Here is a 14,796-nt window from a genome sequence, read left to right on the forward strand (position 1 = left end):
TGGCGGGCGAGCCGGTGTGCGGCATGATCCATCGCCGATGACGTCGAGTCGGTGACGGGACGCGTGGCGAGGGCGGCGCGCGGAGACGGGTGAGGGCGTGGGCGTACTTCTGGCGCTGGGGTCTGCGTTCAACTACGGCTTGTCGGACTACGTGGGTGGCGTCGCGTCGCGGCGGGCGTCGTTCCTGCGCATCGCGATGCTTGGGCAGATCGGCGCGCTCGTGGTGGTCGGGCTGGCCGCTCCGGTGGTCTCGCCGGAGATTCCCGCCCTGGCCGACCTGGCGTGGGGCGGGCTGTCCGGGGTCGGCACCGCCATCGGGATGACGTTCTTGTTCCGCGGCATGGGGCGCGGTGCGGTGTCCATCGTGGTGCCCACCAGCGCGGTCGGCGGGGTCGTGCTGCCGGTGCTGGTCGGTGTGCTGGTGCTCGGCGAGCGGCCGGAACCGCTCGCGTGGCTGGGCATCGTGATCACGCTGCCCGCGTTGTGGGTCATCTCGCGCGGCAACGGCGACGACGCCCACGCCGCCAGAATGTCGGTGCTGGACGGGCTCGTCGCCAGCGTCGGGATCGCACTGCAGTACCTGGCGCTGGCGCAGGCAGGACCGGACTCCGGGATCTGGGCGGTGGCGTCCGGTCGGGTCACGTCGATCGTCACGGTCCTCGTGCTGGGCATGATCGTGCCTGCGCAGCACATCGACGCGATCGCCGGCGACGGCGAAGCGCGGCGCGCGACGGCCGGAGGCCTGCTGGCCGGAGTGCTCGCCGGCGCCGCGCTGGTGTGTTACCTCTACGCCACGCGGGTCGAACTGATCACGGTCGCGGTCGTGGTGGCGTCGCTGTACCCGGTGGTTCCGGTGATCCTGGGCGTCACCGTCCTGCGCGAACGACTCAGCCGAGGGCAGAGTGCCGGCTTGGTGGCCGCGATGGCGGCCACCGTCATGATCGCGTCGGCCTGAGACGGCTCACCCGACGGTGAGCAGTACCTTGCCGAAGACCTGGCCGCCCTCGAGCGCGCGGTGCGCCTCCGCCGCGTTCGACATCGGCACGGTCTGCCCGATGACCGGCCGGACGGCCCCTTTCTCGATCAGCGGCCACAGGTGCTCCCGCACCGCGGCGACGATGGTCCCCTTGTCGTCCACCGGGCGCCCGCGCAGGTTGGTCGCCGTCACCGAGCCGCGCTTGCTGAGCAGCTTGCCGATGTTCAGTTCGGCTTTCGTGCCGCCCTGCATGCCGATGATCACCAGGCGGCCCTCGGTGGCCAGCGCGTCGACGTTGCGGTCGAGATACTTCGCGCCCATCACGTCGAGGATGACGTTCGCGCCGCCTTCGGCCTTGACGACCTCGACGAAGTCGTCCTCGCGGTAGTTGATCGCGATGTCGGCGCCCAGCTCGCGGCACCTGTCCACCCGCTCCTGGGAGCCCGCGGTGATCGCGACGCGCGCGCCGAGCGCCTTGCCGACCTGGATCGCGTGCGTTCCGATACCGCCTGCTCCGCCGTGCACCAGCAGCAGCTCACCGGCCTGCAGCCGGGCCACCATGACGACGTTGGACCACACCGTGCAGGCGACCTCCGGCAGCGCGGCGGCCTCGACCAGGTCGACGCCGCCCGGGACCGGTAGCAGCTGGGCGGCGGGCACCGCCACGCGCTCCGCGTAACCGCCACCCGCCAGCAACGCGCACACCTCGTCGCCGACCGACCAGCCGTCGACCCCTTCGCCGACCTCGACGATCCGGCCGGAACACTCCAGTCCCGGGTACTCCGGCGCCCCGGGCGGCGGCGGGTAGTAACCCTGGCGCTGCAACACGTCGGCCCGGTTGACCGCCGAGGCCACCACCTCGAGCAGCACCTCGCCCGCGCCCGGCCGCGGATCGGGCACCTCGGTCCACTGCAGCTTTTCGGGTCCGCCTGGTTCGCTGATCGTTACCGCACGCATGCGCCAACCGTATAACCAGTGGCGGCCCGTGCCCGGAGACCGCACGATGTGCCCATGACCGCTGACCCGTGGCCGTTGCGTCATCTCGTGCTCCGCACGCCCAGACTGGAACTGCGCCCGGACGACGACGACGGGTTGTTCGAGCTGATCGAGGTCGCCCGGGCCGGGATCCACCCGCCGGAGGAGATGCCGTTCGCGTTTCCGTGGACCGACGCCGGACCGGAAGCGCTCGGCCCGAACACGGTGCGGCATCACTGGGAACGGCGCGCATCGATCGTGGGCGGGTCGTTCGTGGTGAACTTCCTGGTGCGGCTGGACGGCAAGGTCATCGGCGAGCAAGGATTGGTGGCCGAGGACTTCCCGATCACCAGGGAAGTGTCCACCGGGTCGTGGCTGGGCAGGGCCTGTCAAGGGCAGGGCTTCGGTACCGAGATGCGGGCGGCCGTGCTGATGTTCGCGTTCGATCACCTGGGCGCCGAGACGGCCCGGTCGTCGGCGCTGGACGGCAACGAGGCTTCGGCCGCGGTCAGCCGGAAGCTGGGGTACCGGCCGGACGGCACACGGCTGCTCGTGGTGCGCGGCCGACGGCGGGTCGAGCGGCGATTCCTGCTCACGGCGCAGGATTTCGTTCGTCCGAAGTGGACACTCTATACCGAGGGTGCGGATGCTTGTGTGCCCTTTTTAGCCAGTGGCCAGATTCCGCCGGTGAAACCTTGACGTATCGGGCAATCCGCATAGGGTCATGGCGCTATCGGGGCGCAGCGGCCGGCGGGGCGGCCCGCGCCACGGTGGACCCTTTCCACGAAACCGGGAGTTCGGTTATGCCATCGGTGAGAAAGAAGCTCGCCGCCGTTACCGCGGTCGCGGCGGGCGCTGCTTTGGTGCTCGGCGCGCCAGGTGCCGGCGCCGCTCCGAAAGCGGATCAGAATCTGCCGAAGAAACTGGTCAAAGCGGTCAATCCGGACAAGGTGCAGAAGCACCTGATCGCGTTCCAGCGTTACGCCGACCAGAACGACGGGAATCGAGCCGCCGGGACGGAAGGACACAACAAGTCCGCCGAGTACGTCGCCTCGAAACTGGAAGCCGCGGGCTTCGACGTCACGCGTCAGGAATTCGAGTTCGTCTACGACGAGACGGTGACCGAGACGCTGACCGTGGGCGGCGAGGACATCCCGGTCATCCGCATGGCCTACAGCGCCAACAGCCCGGAAGGTGGGGTGACCGCGCCGCTGATCGCCATCCCGGAGGACGAGACGCCGGGCTGTGAGGTCAGCGACTACAGCGCGGACGTCGAGGGCAAGATCGCGGTCATCCAGCGCGGTGCGTGCACCTTCGCCGAGAAGCAGACCGCCGCGGCCGAAGCGGGTGCCGTCGGCGCGATCATCTACAACAACGTCGACGGCGCGCTCAACGGGACCCTGGGCGACCCGGAGGTCGGTGCGATCCCGACCGGTGGCGTGACCCAGGAGGACGGCGCCAAGCTGGTCGCGGCCGCGGGCCAGGAAGCGACTCTGGACCTGCAGGGCATCACCGAGCAGCGCACCACCAAGAACATCATCGCCGAGACCAAGACCGGTCGGCACGACAACGTGGTGATGGCCGGTGCGCACCTGGACGGTGTGCCCGACGGCCCGGGCATCAACGACAACGGCTCCGGTTCGGCCGCGCTGCTGACCACGGCGCTGGAGCTGGGCGCCACCCCGAAGGTGAACAACGCGGTGCGGTTCGCCTGGTGGAGCGCCGAGGAGCTGGGCCTGGTCGGCTCGGAGTACTACGTGTCGCAGCTGTCGGAGTCCGAGCAGTTCGACATCGCGCTGTACTTGAACTTCGACATGATCGGCTCGCCGAACGCGGCCTACTTCGTCTACGACGGCGACGACTCCGACGGCGTGGGTGCGCCGGAAGGCCCGTACGGCTCGGCCGACATCGAGAAGACCTTCGTCGACTTCATCAAGAAGCAGTACAAGATCACCACGCAGGGCACTGACTTCGACGGCCGGTCCGACTACGGTCCGTTCATCGAGGTCGGCATCCCGTCGGGTGGTCTGTTCACCGGCGCCGAAGGGATCAAGACCGAAGAGCAGGCCAAGCTGTGGGGCGGCAAGGCCGGTGTCGCGTACGACCCGTGCTACCACGCCAAGTGCGACAACCTCGGCAACCTCGACCGCAAGGCGCTCGAGGTCAACAGCGACGCCATGGCGTGGGCGATCGCCAACTACGCGCTGAGCACCGAGAAGGTCAACGGCATCAAGCCGGGTGGCAAGAAGTCGAAGGCCGCCATCGCCAAGCTGCGGGCGGGCGAGCGTGTCCTGCCGAAGGTGGCCAACAGCCACGCGCACGAGCACGCCGCGGTGAGCTGAGGCAGCTCGATACTCCTCTGACGCGGGCGGTTCCTCGAGCGGGAGCCGCCCGCGTTGCTTTGTCCGCGGCCTGTCGGGGATGCGTCAGCCGGGCCGCGCACCTGAGCGCGGAAGCTACGGCAGCGCAACAGGATCGCGGTTGTCCGGCTGGCCGCGAGCACGCCACTCGGTGTGTGGCCTCGCTGGCACCTGCCGGAATCCCAGTGGCTGCGTCAAGGTGGTCGACCAGTTCTCGCCGCCTTGCGCGGCCGCCCTTCGTTCCAGTGAGGTGACGAGCTGGGAGAAGCCGCGCGGGGTCGTGGTGGCGGGATGACGGCGGGCAGCTGGCCGGCTCGTGGTGGCGGGCGAGCTGCGGTGGGCGGCTTGCGCGGGTCGTGGTTTGTGGTGCGTGGCGGTGGGCTGTTTGCGGGGTTGTGGTGACGGTGGGCAGCCGGCGCTGGTTCGCGGTGACTGGTGTGTCACGCGCCGCGCCGATGGACAGGTCAGCCGAGGTCGTTGGTGTTGAACGTGTCGCAGGCCGCCGGGTCACCCGTGTTCAGGCCGGTGAGCAGCCATTTCTCCCGCTGCGCCGACGTGCCGTGGCTGAACTGGGACTCGTCCACCCGGCCGCCACCGAACTCGCGCTGCAGGTAGTCGTCGCCGATGTGCTGCGCCGCATCGAGGGCCTGCCTGATGTCTTCCTGCGTGATGTTGGTGATCAGCGGTTCGCCGCTCTCGGTCGGTGTGGTGGCGGCGTTGTGCGCCCACACTCCCGCGTAGCAGTCGGCCTGCAGTTCCAGGCGCACCAGGCCCGAAGTCGGCCCGGTCTCGTTGTGGTTGATCCGGGACGAGCGGCCCAGCAGGTTCTGCACGTGGTGCCCGTACTCGTGGGCGAGCACGTACGCCTCGGCGAACAGTCCGCCCTCGGCCCCGAACCGGCGCTGCAGCACGTCTTCGAAGAAGGACAGATTCAGGTACACGCCCTCGTCGGCCGGGCAGTAGAACGGGCCGATGCTGGAGTCGGCCGCCCCGCAGGCGGTCTCGACGCGGTCGGTGAAGAAGGTCGTGGTGGCTGGGCGATACGTCGTGCCGGAGCGAGCGAACGCGTTGCTCCAGTAGTCCTGGATCGAGTTGACGATGGCGACGATGGCGCAATCGTGGTTGCGCTTGGCGTCGGCGCCGGTGCGACATTCGGAGCTCAGGTCGCTGTTGGTGACCTGCTGACCGGAGCCGAGGCCAGCCAGCCCGCGGTCCAGCCCGAACCCGCCGCCGAGATTGCCGAAACCGCCCCCGAACTGCGACAACAGCAGGTAGATGATCACGCCGACGATGCCGAGCCCGCCGCCGCCTGCGACGACCCGGCCCCCGATGCCTCCTGTGACACCCCGCAGGTCGCGAATCTCACCTGCGTCGAGGTCGGCTCCTTCGTTGAAGTCCACGTCGCACTCCTCACTGCGCCGTGTGAAGCGTAACCAAGCTGCGCCGTCGATCCGCGCCGTGGACAAGCCTGGGCGCGGTCGCCCGCGCTGTCCAAACGGGCACCGCGCCCAGGGTGAGAGGTTGTTGGGGCGATTGGCCGCACCGCGGGCCGGCGGCTAGCACTGCTGGCCGATATGGACACCTGGCCGAGGCAGGCTGGAACACCGTCGAGATACGCGACCATGTGCGCGCATTCGGAGGACACCCGCGTCTGACGACCGCTCTCGTCCTCGCCGGAATCGGGTCAGGCCGCTCCAAACGAGGGGGCACAGTCGGCGGCCAACCGCGAAGAATCATTCGACACTGCACCACCTGCCCTTCCCGGGAGGGCCGGCCCCGCCGCTGTTCGCCGCGGAACGCCATGGGCCGTGACCATCCGTACACCCAGCATGCGCCTGTCGTGCTGATGAGACAAGGCCGTTCACCTTTCCCGGTCGCTCCGTGCGGGGGAGGTGTCGCTACCCTTTGGGCATCGAGGAGGCGTGGCAGAGCGGCCGAATGCAGTCGCCTTGAAAGCGACCGTCGGGTGAAACCGACCGGGGGTTCAAATCCCTCCGCCTCCGCGTGACGATCGACGACGGGCCGAGCCGGGCAGCTCGGCCCGTCGTCTTCGGAGGGCTACGCCGGACAGTTCGTATGCCGCTGTCTGAGCAGACGCAGCGAAGGGCCGGAAGCGTCATCGAGGACGGAAAGCCAACGCTTTGACGGTGGCGGCCACTTCCGGCCATCGCGGGTCGTCCGGGTCGGCGGGGAAGCCGAGCAGTGGCGCGAGGCGCCGCCAGGCGCGGGGATGCTTGCGCTGGTAGGTGCGGAGCGCGCGGAGCGTTTCGTCCGGCTCGAGGCGCCGGTGTTCCGGGTTCAGCCAGCGATCCCTGCCGATGCGGACCTCCACGGCCGGGGCGGCTTGCAGGTTGCGATACCAATCCGGGTTCGGGCCCCATGCCGCCACGACTACGGCCTCGGGAAGGTCGGGCCGGAAGTCGACGACTTCGACGACCACCTCGCGCCGGGCCCCGGTGCGCCGTCCGCGATGAACCAGGTAGAGCAGCCGCCGCCGGAAAACCCATCCGAGGTGTGCGCGATACAGCCAGATCGGCGCGCGCAGCAGGGCGCGGAGCACTCCCCGTGGTTTGCGATCCGTCAAAGCCATCGTCATGCCACCGTATGCCGTCGGAAAGCCGTCCGCTTGCCGCCCCGGTGTCGTCGGCGTTCCTCGCCCTGTGCACCGCTTGCCCGATATCGGCCGGGCAAGTACCGGCAAGGGGTTGGCGCGTTGCCGGTGGTGATCGGTAACCTCGCGGCGATTGGATACAGGGGGCCGCAGGCATGTACGTCACCACGGGGAATTCTGTGGAGGCGTCGCGCCAACGCCGCGGCTGGCGGGTGGAGCCGGCGGTGGCTTTGGTCGCGATCGCGTTGATCGGTGTCGTCGGGTACGACGTCGTGCGCTCCTGGGGCGGTGAACTCCTCGACGTGAACGTCTACCGCCAGGGCGCACAACAGTGGCTGACCGGCCAGGACGTCTACGCGACGAGCGGGTTGGACATCAACCTGCCTTTTCTTTATCCGCCGCTGGCCGCGGTGCTGTTCAGCTCGCTGGCGGTCGTGAGTGCCGAAACCGCCGGTGTCGTGATGACGGTTCTGTCTTTCGCGGCCCTTGTGCTCGCGGCGGTGGTGCTGGCTCGCAGATTGCCCGAGCGAACCGGTCCGTGGCCGCTGGTTGCCGCCGGAATGGTGGCACTGTGCCTGCAATTCGAGCCGGTCAGGCACACGTTCGGATTCGGCCAGATCAATCTCCTTCTTCTTGCGCTCGTCGTCGTCGATTGTTTGGTCGACCTTCGGTGGTTGCCGCGCGGGGTGCTTGTCGGGCTCGCCGCCGCCATCAAGCTCACGCCCTTGGTGTTCCTGGTGTATTTCCTGCTACGACGGGACACACGTGCAGTCGTGGCGACGGTCAGCTCTTTCGTCGGGTGCATGGCCCTGGGCTTCCTTCTTGCGCCACAGGCCTCCATCTCGTATTGGACCGACGTCGTCTTCGACACCGCAGAACGGGTCGGCAACGAGTATGCGGGCAATCAGTCGATTTACGGTGTGCTGTCCAGGGCCGGGTTCGACGAAGGCGGGTTGATCGTGCTGTGGCTGCTCGTCGCGATCGCGGTCACCGCGATCGGCGCCGTGGCCATGCGCCGCGCGCTGCGCCTGGGCTCCGAACTGACCGCGGTCGCGATCTGCGGTGTCGTCGGCGTGATGGTCTCGCCCATTTCGTGGAGTCATCACTGGGTGTGGGTGTTGCCTGCGCTGGCTGCCACGCTGGAAATCATGTCGTGGCGCGTGCTGCTGCCTGCGGTCGTGGTCGCGGCGATCTTCGTGCTGGCGCCGCACTGGTTGGTGCCGAACAACGACGGCCTCGAGTATGGGTGGACGGCCGGCGAGTGGCTGCTCGGCAACGCCTATCTGCTCACCGCGGCCGTCGTTCTGGTGATCGTGGCGGTGGCCGGTTTCCGGCGGCGGGTGGCGGAGTCGCACCCACGCGGCATCATGTCTGCCGATGCGGATATTGGTGGTTGAGGACGACGACGGCGTCGCGGGTGCGATTCTGGATGCGCTCCGCGCCAGGGGACACGGTGTCTTCCGGGCCGCAGTCGCGGCGGAAGTACCTGTGCTGCTGCCGGATGCCGAGCTGGTGCTGCTCGACCTCGGATTGCCGGACGGCGACGGCTTCGAGGTGCTGCGCACCATCCGGCGCGCCTCCCCGGTCCCGGTGCTGGTGATCACCGCCCGGTCCGCGGAGCGCGACGTGGTCCGTGCCCTCCACCTCGGTGCCGACGATTACCTGGTGAAACCGGTCAGGCTCAAGGAATTGTTGGCGCGGGTGGATGCCGTCGTGCGGCGCGCGCGAGCGCAGACCGCTGATCCGGTTGCCGAAATCGGCGATCTCCGCGTCGACCTCGCGGCCCGGCGGGTCACCGTCGGCGGCGCAGAACTGCGCCTGACCGGCAAGGAGTACGACATCCTGGCTGCTCTGGCGCGGCGGCCGGGTGTCGCGGTCAGCCGCGACGAACTCCTGCTGCAGGTGTGGGGCCATGTCGACAAATCGGTTTCGCGCGCCCTGGACGTGCACCTGGCGGCGCTGCGCGCCAAGATCAACCGGCCCGGGCTGCTGACCACTGTTCGCGGTTTCGGCTTCCGGCTCGGCGACTGACCGGTGAAGCGCACCGGTGCGCTTGGTCGGTTGTTGGTGGCCGGGGGTGTTGTGGTGGCGGGGGTGTCTCGGTGCGTTCGGTCGGTTGTTGGTGGCCGGGGATGTTGCGGTGGCAGGAAGCGTCCCGGTGCCCGGTCCGTTATCGATTCTGTTCTTAAGAACGTGTGAAGCTGGCCCGTCCGCCCATGGCCTGCGCCGTATCGTGCTCGCCGACATTCTCCGGCGCAACGAAGGGCAGGAGGTCATGAGCAGCGATTCCTCCAGCACGAAGACGGCATCCGCAGAGGTGCCGACCGGAAAGGCCAAGCTCCGCTGGCTCGGGCCGGGACTGGTGGCCGCGGCGACCGGTGTCGGCGCAGGCGACCTGGTCGCGACGATGGTGGCGGGCGCCCAGTACGGCACGATGCTGCTGTGGGCGGCGATCGTGGGCACGATCCTCAAGCTGGCACTCGGTGAGGGGGTCGGTCGCTGGCACGTGGCCTCCGGCACCACCCTGCTGGACGGCTGGCGCCGACTCGGCTACTGGGCCACGGTCTTCTTCGGCGTCTACATGATCCTGTGGGGCTTCGTCTACGGCGCGACCGCGATGTCGGCGACCGCGTTGCCGCTGAACGCGCTGTTCGGCGGGCTGTCGGTGCGTTACTGGGCGATGATCGCCGGGGTCGTGGGCTTGATCCTGGTCTGGCTGCAGCGCTACCGGGCGTTCGAGAAGGTCATGACCGCCCTGGTGCTGGTCGCGTTCGTGTCGGTGATCCTGATCGCCGTCCTGGTCTCGCCCAACCTGGGCGAGGTGTTCGGCGGTCTGGCGCCCCGCCTGCCGGACGGCTCGGTGGTGTACGTGCTCGGTCTGATCGGCGGGGTCGGCGGCACCATCACCATGGCCGCATACGGCTACTGGGCATTCGCCAAGGGGTGGAAGGGGCCGCGCTGGCTGTCCATGATGCGGCTGGACAACGCGGTCGGCTACATCATGACCGGCATCTTCGTCGTGGCGATGCTGATCGTGGGCTCGACCTTGCTGCTCGGTCAGCAGCTGACCGAGAGCGACACCGGCCTGCTGGTGCTGGGCGAGGAGCTGGGTGAGCAGTACGGCCAGTGGGCCCGCATCGTCTTCCTGATCGGCTTCTTCGCGGTTTCGGCGACCTCGCTGCTGGGCGTGTGGAACGGCGTGAGCCTGCTGTTCACCGACTGGACCCGCACCATTCGCCTGCCGCACGGCAGGAAGGCCGAAGCCGCGATGGCCGAAGCCGCGGTCGGCGAGCAGGCGGAAGGCGGCGAGCCGGTGGCGTACCAGGCGGCGGCCGCCGAACGATCCCTGCCGTTCCGCGCCTACCTGCTGTGGCTGACGTTCCCGCCGATGCTGCTGCTGTTCCTGGACAAGCCGTTCGGGGTGACGCTGGCCTACGGCGTGCTCGGCTCGGCGTTCATGCCGTTCCTGGCGATTTCGCTGATGCTGCTGCTCAACTCGCGGCGCATTGGGCAGGAAGGCCGCTCCGGGTGGCTGTCCAACGTCCTGCTGACCGCGTGCGCGGCGCTGTTCCTGACGCTGCTGGTCACCGACATCGCCGGGCGGCTGTCCTAGCCTGCACACCGTGACGGCGAGTAGCACGGGACGGCGGGCGGACTGATGCGCCGCAGGCTGCTCCTCGTGCTGCTCGCCTTCGCGGTCGTCGCCGTGGCGGGGTTCGCCGTCCCGCTGTTGCTCAGCACCGCGGAGAGCCGCACCAACGAGTTCATCCTGTCGCGCTCGGCCGACGCGGCCCGGTTCGCCGCGATGGCCCAGACCGCGTTGGCGGAGAACAACACCGATCAGCTGCGTGACGAGGTGGCCGCCCACAGCCGGGTATTCGGCGACGGGGTGTTGATCGTCGATGCTCGGCGCACTGTCGTCGTGGCGGAGGGGTTGCCGGCCGACGACCCGCGCGCGGTGTCCGCAGCGGAAGCCGCGTTGCGCAATCAAACCCAGCCGAGGCCCGCGGATCTGCGGCCGTGGTCCTCCGGAGACGTGCTGGTCAGCCACGCCGTCGGCACCGGGGTGCGGGTGAGCGGCGCGGTGGTGCTGCGCACCTCGGTCGAGCCTGCGGTGGCGGACATCCGGGTCTGGTGGGGCGGGATCCTGCTGGGTGCGCTGCTCGCGCTGGTGGTCGCGGTGTTGCTGGTGCTGCGGATCGCGCGGTGGGTGCTGCGGCCGATCGATCAGCTGGCGGCCGGCATGCACCGCATGACCCAAGGCCGGGGGGACACGCATGTCGAGGTGGTGTCGGGGCCGCCGGAGCTGCGGGGGCTGGCGCAGAAGTTCAATCGGATGTCCGATGCGCTGGCCGAGTCGGCCGAGCGGCAGCGCGCCCTGGTCGCCGATGTGTCGCACCAGCTGCGGAATCCGATGGCGGCCCTGCGGCTGCGTCTGGACGGAATCGCGGATCGGCAGGGCAGCGGGCACGAGCACGACGTCCGGCAGATGCAGGTCGAGCTGGCACGCCTGGAAGACCTGCTGGACGGGATGCTCGCGCTGGCTTCGGCGGACAGCACCGCCACCGACCTGGCCGCCTCCGACGAGCCGCAGGCGCAGTGCGATGCGGCCACGGTGTTGGCCGAGCGGGTCGAGGCATGGCACGACGCGGCATCCGAGGCAGGAGTGCGGCTCGCCGGCGCCATGCTGTCCGAGTTGCGAGTCGGGTGTTCCGAGAGCGAGCTTGCGCAGGTGTTCGACGTCGTCCTGGACAACGCCATCAAGTACGCCGGTGACGGCGCGACGGTGACGTGGTCGGGCGAACGCCACGACGACTACGTGGTCGTGTGCATAACCGATGACGGCCCGGGGGTGGCGGAGCAGGACCTGCCACGGTTGACCCAACGGTTCTGGAGGGGGAGCAGCGGGCCGGGTTCGGGCCTGGGGCTGGCCATCGCCGAGCGGCTGGTGACGGCTCGGGGTGGACGGTTCGAGCTGTATCACGTTCAGCCGCACGGCCTGGGTGTGCGGCTGCGGCTCCCGGCGGTGACCACATGAAGCGGCGGACAGCACTGGTCATGGCGCTGGGGGTGGCCGCGGGGAGCATGGCGGGCGCGTGCACCCGGTCGGCGGAGCCGCCGCCCGGCCTGCGCATCGCCGCGGGGGAGCCCGGTGGGTTCTACGTGGAGTTCGCCCGGCTGCTGGCCAGGACGCTCGACGCCACGGTCGGCTACACGAACGGTTCGCATCAGAACATCGCCCAGGTGCATGTCGGCCGCGCCACCCTCGGCCTCAGTTTGGCCGACGTGGCCGAAGCGGCCGTCGCCGGGCGTGAGCCGTTCGGCGAGCCGCTGCCGTTGCGGGCGATCGGCCGGGTCTACGAGAACTACATGCAGCTGGTGGTCTCGGCGGACAGCGCGATCAGTTCTGTCGGCGATCTTGCCGGCCGCCGGATCTCGCTGGGCGCGGCGGGATCTGGCGCAGCGATCTTCGGTGAACGGTTGCTGGCCTCGGCAGGGGTGAATGCGCGGGTGGACCACAACGAGCTGTCGGTGGCGACGAAGCGGCTTGCCAGGGGAGAGATCGACGCGCTGTTGTGGTCCGGCGGCGTGCCGACGCCCGCGTTGACGGCGCTCAGCGGCTCGCATGCGGTCCGGCTGCTCGATCTCACCACCGTGTTGCCCGCCTTGCTGGAGGCGTACGACGCGCCGTATCACCGGGTGGTCATCCCGGCCGGGACATACGGCAACACTGGGCCGGTGGCCACGATCGGCGTGCCGAACTTGCTGCTGGCCAGCCGGACGCTCTCCGCGGATACGGCGGCGGCGGTGGCCCGTACCCTGGTCCAGCAGGCGCCGCGCCTGGTTCCGGCGTCCGCGCTGGGAACCCAGTACTTGGAGTTGCGCTCGTTGATCGCCACCGGAAGCGTCCCGCTGCACCCGGGGGCAGCAGACGCGTATCGAGAGCTCAGAGGGTAGGCCGACCGGAGGACTCGTGGGTTGGGGCCGCGGGCTGCGGAACGTGGTGACGCGACGGCTACTGGGCTGTGGATCAGCCGTCCGCTGCGGTGTGCCCCGACGGCTGTTCACCGGATGCGCCCGGCGCGAAGGGTTCGAACACGGCGCGAACCTCGGCCGGGGGTCTCTTCGGCCGAAGCTCCTTGGGGTCGACCCACACGTAGCGATTGGTCACCTCGGCGACGCGCTCGTCGCCGCGCATCATGTCGAACCGCAGGATGAGGGACGTGGTGCCGAGCTTGTCCACGAAGCAATCCACGCGCAGCTGGTCCTTGTAGTGGCACGGCGCACGGAACCGCACGTTGGCCTCGGCGACGACGAAGTCGACACCGAGGCCGAGCAGCTCGTCGTAGGAGCCGAAGAGCGTTTCGATGCACTCCATGCAGGCCATGTCGGCATACGCCAGGTAGTGCGCGTTGAACACCACGCCTTGCGCATCGCATTCGTGGTAGCGCACCCGCAGGGGCATGGACGTGATCACTTTGGCCATTCTGCGACGGTAACCGGTCGGCTCGGCCCCCGGCGAGGCGTGACTCCGGTCGACGCGTCAATGGCGGGGCTGGGCGGTGGCGGTGTGGGCAGCTGATCACTTCAGTGGCAGGGGCTGGGCGGTGGCGGTGTGGGCAGCTGATCACTTCAGTGGCGGGGCTGGGCGGTGGCGGTGCGGGCAGCTGATCACTTCAGTGGCAGGGGCCGGACAGCGGCGATGCGGGCAGCTGATCACTGCGCCGTGCGGGTGCGCATGCCGTTCGGTGTCGACCTGCGTTGTCGTGGTGAGGTCGGCGGCTCGGGTCGGCGCGCGGAAGCCGGTCGATCCACCAGCGAGCGGGATCATTGACGTTTGTCGGCGAGCAGAGGCTCGGACGCTGCTCGGCACGGCTACAGCGGCGAGCCGGCCGTGGCGCAGTCCGACGTCAGTCCATCCGGTCAGCCGTCGCCGGTGGCCAGCGTCGGCGGCTCCGGATGGGCGTCGATCAAGTCCTCCGGTGCGGACAACCGCCATGCCTCGTAGACCAGCTCGGTCAACTCGTCCGCATCGATGCCTGCCAGATACACCACCACCCAGCCGAAGGCGCCCGAGGTGAACTGCACCTCGAACACGTCCGGCCGCTCGGCGACCAGCGCCTTCTGCTCGTGCAGCAACTGCTTGAGGCCGACCGTCCGAGTGCGCGGCCAGTAGTACCCGAACCGCTTGCCGCGCACGCGGTAGGAGGTGTAGTCGCCGCCTTGGGTCTGCGTCACCTCGGGCAACGCGTCGATGATCCGGAGAAAGACAGTGCTGTCGACGGCCACCAGGGCATTGTGCGCACCAGCACCGTCAATGTGGTGAAGACGTGTTCGGCTGGCCGGCTCAGGGCCCGCGACCGGTGCGCTCGATGATTCGGACGCCGCTCCGGCGTGGTGCCGCGAGGCGCCTTTGTCCGGTGCTTCGACGGGCGGAACGGTCGGGCGACGGAGCCGACGCGTTCGCTGGGCTCAGCCGGGTGGTTCGGTACCGGAGTGGCCGCCTTCTTCCGCCGTCGTCTCCGAGGGGTCGATGGGGCGGTTCGCCTCGGCGCCTTCCTCGGGGTCGCGTCGTTGATCCTTGGTGTGGCCGAAGACCTTGCGCTCCAGGTCGTCGACGGCCTCTTGGGATTCCTTCGGCGTGCGCTCGGGCATCCTGCTCGCCTCCCGTCTGGTCGCGGGCCGTCCGCGTGCCCGGCCCCACGACCGCTGTAGCCGCGACGATAGCCGAAAGTCGGCAATTCGGCCGCTGCCTCGCGCCTGACGAACCACAAGCGACGCTGCGGCGTGGGGATCACGAGAACAACTGGCACCGCACGCGGGAGTGATACCCCCAGGGGGTATAGTCGGCCGTGAGCAGAGCGAGGAGGAGT

The 14,796-nt window shown here is 69.2% G+C and carries 14 protein-coding genes and 1 tRNA gene; 9 read left to right on the forward strand and 6 right to left on the reverse strand.

Features of this window, described 5'->3' with window-relative positions; all coding sequences use genetic code 11:
* Window positions 1–97 precede the first annotated feature (97 nt).
* Window positions 98–955 (forward strand): EamA family transporter, encoded by an 858-nt coding sequence (locus tag CXP56_RS14110; protein ID WP_028848357.1) that lies wholly within the window; start codon window positions 98–100, stop codon window positions 953–955.
* Window positions 956–961: 6 nt separating this feature from the next.
* Here CXP56_RS14110 and CXP56_RS14115 read toward each other — a convergent pair whose 3' ends face one another.
* Window positions 962–1,933, reverse strand: a complete 972-nt coding sequence (locus CXP56_RS14115; RefSeq protein ID WP_286901403.1) for an NAD(P)H-quinone oxidoreductase — start codon at window positions 1,931–1,933, stop codon at window positions 962–964.
* Between the two features lie 54 nt (window positions 1,934–1,987).
* On the opposite strand from CXP56_RS14115, the gene CXP56_RS14120 reads away from it, so the two are divergent.
* Window positions 1,988–2,650, forward strand: coding sequence for a GNAT family N-acetyltransferase (locus CXP56_RS14120; RefSeq protein WP_038045438.1), 663 nt, complete (start codon window positions 1,988–1,990; stop codon window positions 2,648–2,650).
* Window positions 2,651–2,754: 104 nt separating this feature from the next.
* Complete coding sequence (locus CXP56_RS14125) at window positions 2,755–4,293, forward strand: M28 family metallopeptidase (protein ID WP_028848360.1); 1,539 nt, start codon at window positions 2,755–2,757, stop codon at window positions 4,291–4,293.
* Between the two features lie 482 nt (window positions 4,294–4,775).
* Here the strand turns inward: CXP56_RS14125 and ypfJ are convergent, their stop codons facing one another.
* Window positions 4,776–5,711: a KPN_02809 family neutral zinc metallopeptidase gene (gene ypfJ / locus CXP56_RS14130; protein WP_028848361.1), complete on the reverse strand. Its 936-nt coding sequence runs from the start codon at window positions 5,709–5,711 to the stop codon at window positions 4,776–4,778.
* A gap of 516 nt (window positions 5,712–6,227) precedes the next feature.
* Between ypfJ and CXP56_RS14135 the strand changes: the two genes are divergently transcribed.
* Window positions 6,228–6,314: transfer RNA gene (locus CXP56_RS14135), tRNA-Ser, on the forward strand.
* A gap of 113 nt (window positions 6,315–6,427) precedes the next feature.
* Here the strand turns inward: CXP56_RS14135 and CXP56_RS14140 are convergent.
* Window positions 6,428–6,901, reverse strand: coding sequence for a nitroreductase family deazaflavin-dependent oxidoreductase (locus CXP56_RS14140; protein WP_211227611.1), 474 nt, complete (start codon window positions 6,899–6,901; stop codon window positions 6,428–6,430).
* Between the two features lie 176 nt (window positions 6,902–7,077).
* On the opposite strand from CXP56_RS14140, the gene CXP56_RS14145 reads away from it, so the two are divergent.
* From CXP56_RS14145 to CXP56_RS14165, 5 genes are all read left to right on the forward strand, one after another.
* Complete coding sequence (locus CXP56_RS14145) at window positions 7,078–8,319, forward strand: glycosyltransferase 87 family protein (protein WP_051310328.1); 1,242 nt, start codon at window positions 7,078–7,080, stop codon at window positions 8,317–8,319.
* Window positions 8,300–8,953 (forward strand): response regulator transcription factor, encoded by a 654-nt coding sequence (locus tag CXP56_RS14150; RefSeq protein ID WP_028848363.1) that lies wholly within the window; start codon window positions 8,300–8,302, stop codon window positions 8,951–8,953. Before CXP56_RS14145 ends, CXP56_RS14150 begins: the two co-directional genes overlap by 20 nt.
* Window positions 8,954–9,197: 244 nt before the next feature.
* Complete coding sequence (locus tag CXP56_RS14155) at window positions 9,198–10,535, forward strand: Nramp family divalent metal transporter (protein ID WP_028848364.1); 1,338 nt, start codon at window positions 9,198–9,200, stop codon at window positions 10,533–10,535.
* A 66-nt stretch (window positions 10,536–10,601) separates the two neighbouring features.
* Entirely contained in the window at window positions 10,602–11,960 is a 1,359-nt protein-coding gene (locus tag CXP56_RS14160; RefSeq protein ID WP_245566697.1) for a sensor histidine kinase, read from the forward strand.
* Window positions 11,957–12,880: a TAXI family TRAP transporter solute-binding subunit gene (locus CXP56_RS14165; RefSeq protein WP_028848366.1), complete on the forward strand. Its 924-nt coding sequence runs from the start codon at window positions 11,957–11,959 to the stop codon at window positions 12,878–12,880. The genes CXP56_RS14160 and CXP56_RS14165 overlap by 4 nt, the downstream gene beginning before the upstream one ends.
* Before the next feature lie 73 nt (window positions 12,881–12,953).
* Here CXP56_RS14165 and CXP56_RS14170 read toward each other — a convergent pair whose 3' ends face one another.
* From CXP56_RS14170 to CXP56_RS14180, 3 genes are all read right to left on the reverse strand, one after another.
* Complete coding sequence (locus CXP56_RS14170; protein ID WP_051310329.1) at window positions 12,954–13,409, reverse strand: acyl-CoA thioesterase; 456 nt, start codon at window positions 13,407–13,409, stop codon at window positions 12,954–12,956.
* 437 nt (window positions 13,410–13,846) lie between these two features.
* A complete protein-coding gene (locus CXP56_RS14175) occupies window positions 13,847–14,212 on the reverse strand; it encodes an MmcQ/YjbR family DNA-binding protein (protein WP_028848367.1) in 366 nt (121 codons plus the stop codon).
* A 183-nt stretch (window positions 14,213–14,395) separates the two neighbouring features.
* A complete protein-coding gene (locus tag CXP56_RS14180) occupies window positions 14,396–14,578 on the reverse strand; it encodes a hypothetical protein (protein WP_028848368.1) in 183 nt (60 codons plus the stop codon).
* Between the last annotated feature and the right edge of the window lie 218 nt (window positions 14,579–14,796).

The organism is Thermocrispum sp. (genome assembly GCF_002919275.1).
GTDB lineage: Bacteria > Actinomycetota > Actinomycetes > Mycobacteriales > Pseudonocardiaceae > Thermocrispum > Thermocrispum agreste.

Bases quoted from the DNA above. Each gene is read 5' to 3' on its own strand.
- CXP56_RS14115 (WP_286901403.1), bottom strand. From the start codon at position 1,933: ATGCGTGCGGTAACGATCAGCGAACCAGGCGGACCCGAAAAGCTGCAG.
- CXP56_RS14120 (WP_038045438.1), top strand. From the start codon at position 1,988: ATGACCGCTGACCCGTGGCCGTTGCGTCATCTCGTGCTCCGCACGCCC.
- CXP56_RS14125 (WP_028848360.1), top strand. From the start codon at position 2,755: ATGCCATCGGTGAGAAAGAAGCTCGCCGCCGTTACCGCGGTCGCGGCG.
- CXP56_RS14140 (WP_211227611.1), bottom strand. From the start codon at position 6,901: ATGGCTTTGACGGATCGCAAACCACGGGGAGTGCTCCGCGCCCTGCTG.
- CXP56_RS14145 (WP_051310328.1), top strand. From the start codon at position 7,078: ATGTACGTCACCACGGGGAATTCTGTGGAGGCGTCGCGCCAACGCCGC.
- CXP56_RS14150 (WP_028848363.1), top strand. From the start codon at position 8,300: ATGCGGATATTGGTGGTTGAGGACGACGACGGCGTCGCGGGTGCGATT.
- CXP56_RS14155 (WP_028848364.1), top strand. From the start codon at position 9,198: ATGAGCAGCGATTCCTCCAGCACGAAGACGGCATCCGCAGAGGTGCCG.
- CXP56_RS14165 (WP_028848366.1), top strand. From the start codon at position 11,957: ATGAAGCGGCGGACAGCACTGGTCATGGCGCTGGGGGTGGCCGCGGGG.
- CXP56_RS14170 (WP_051310329.1), bottom strand. From the start codon at position 13,409: ATGGCCAAAGTGATCACGTCCATGCCCCTGCGGGTGCGCTACCACGAA.
- CXP56_RS14180 (WP_028848368.1), bottom strand. From the start codon at position 14,578: ATGCCCGAGCGCACGCCGAAGGAATCCCAAGAGGCCGTCGACGACCTG.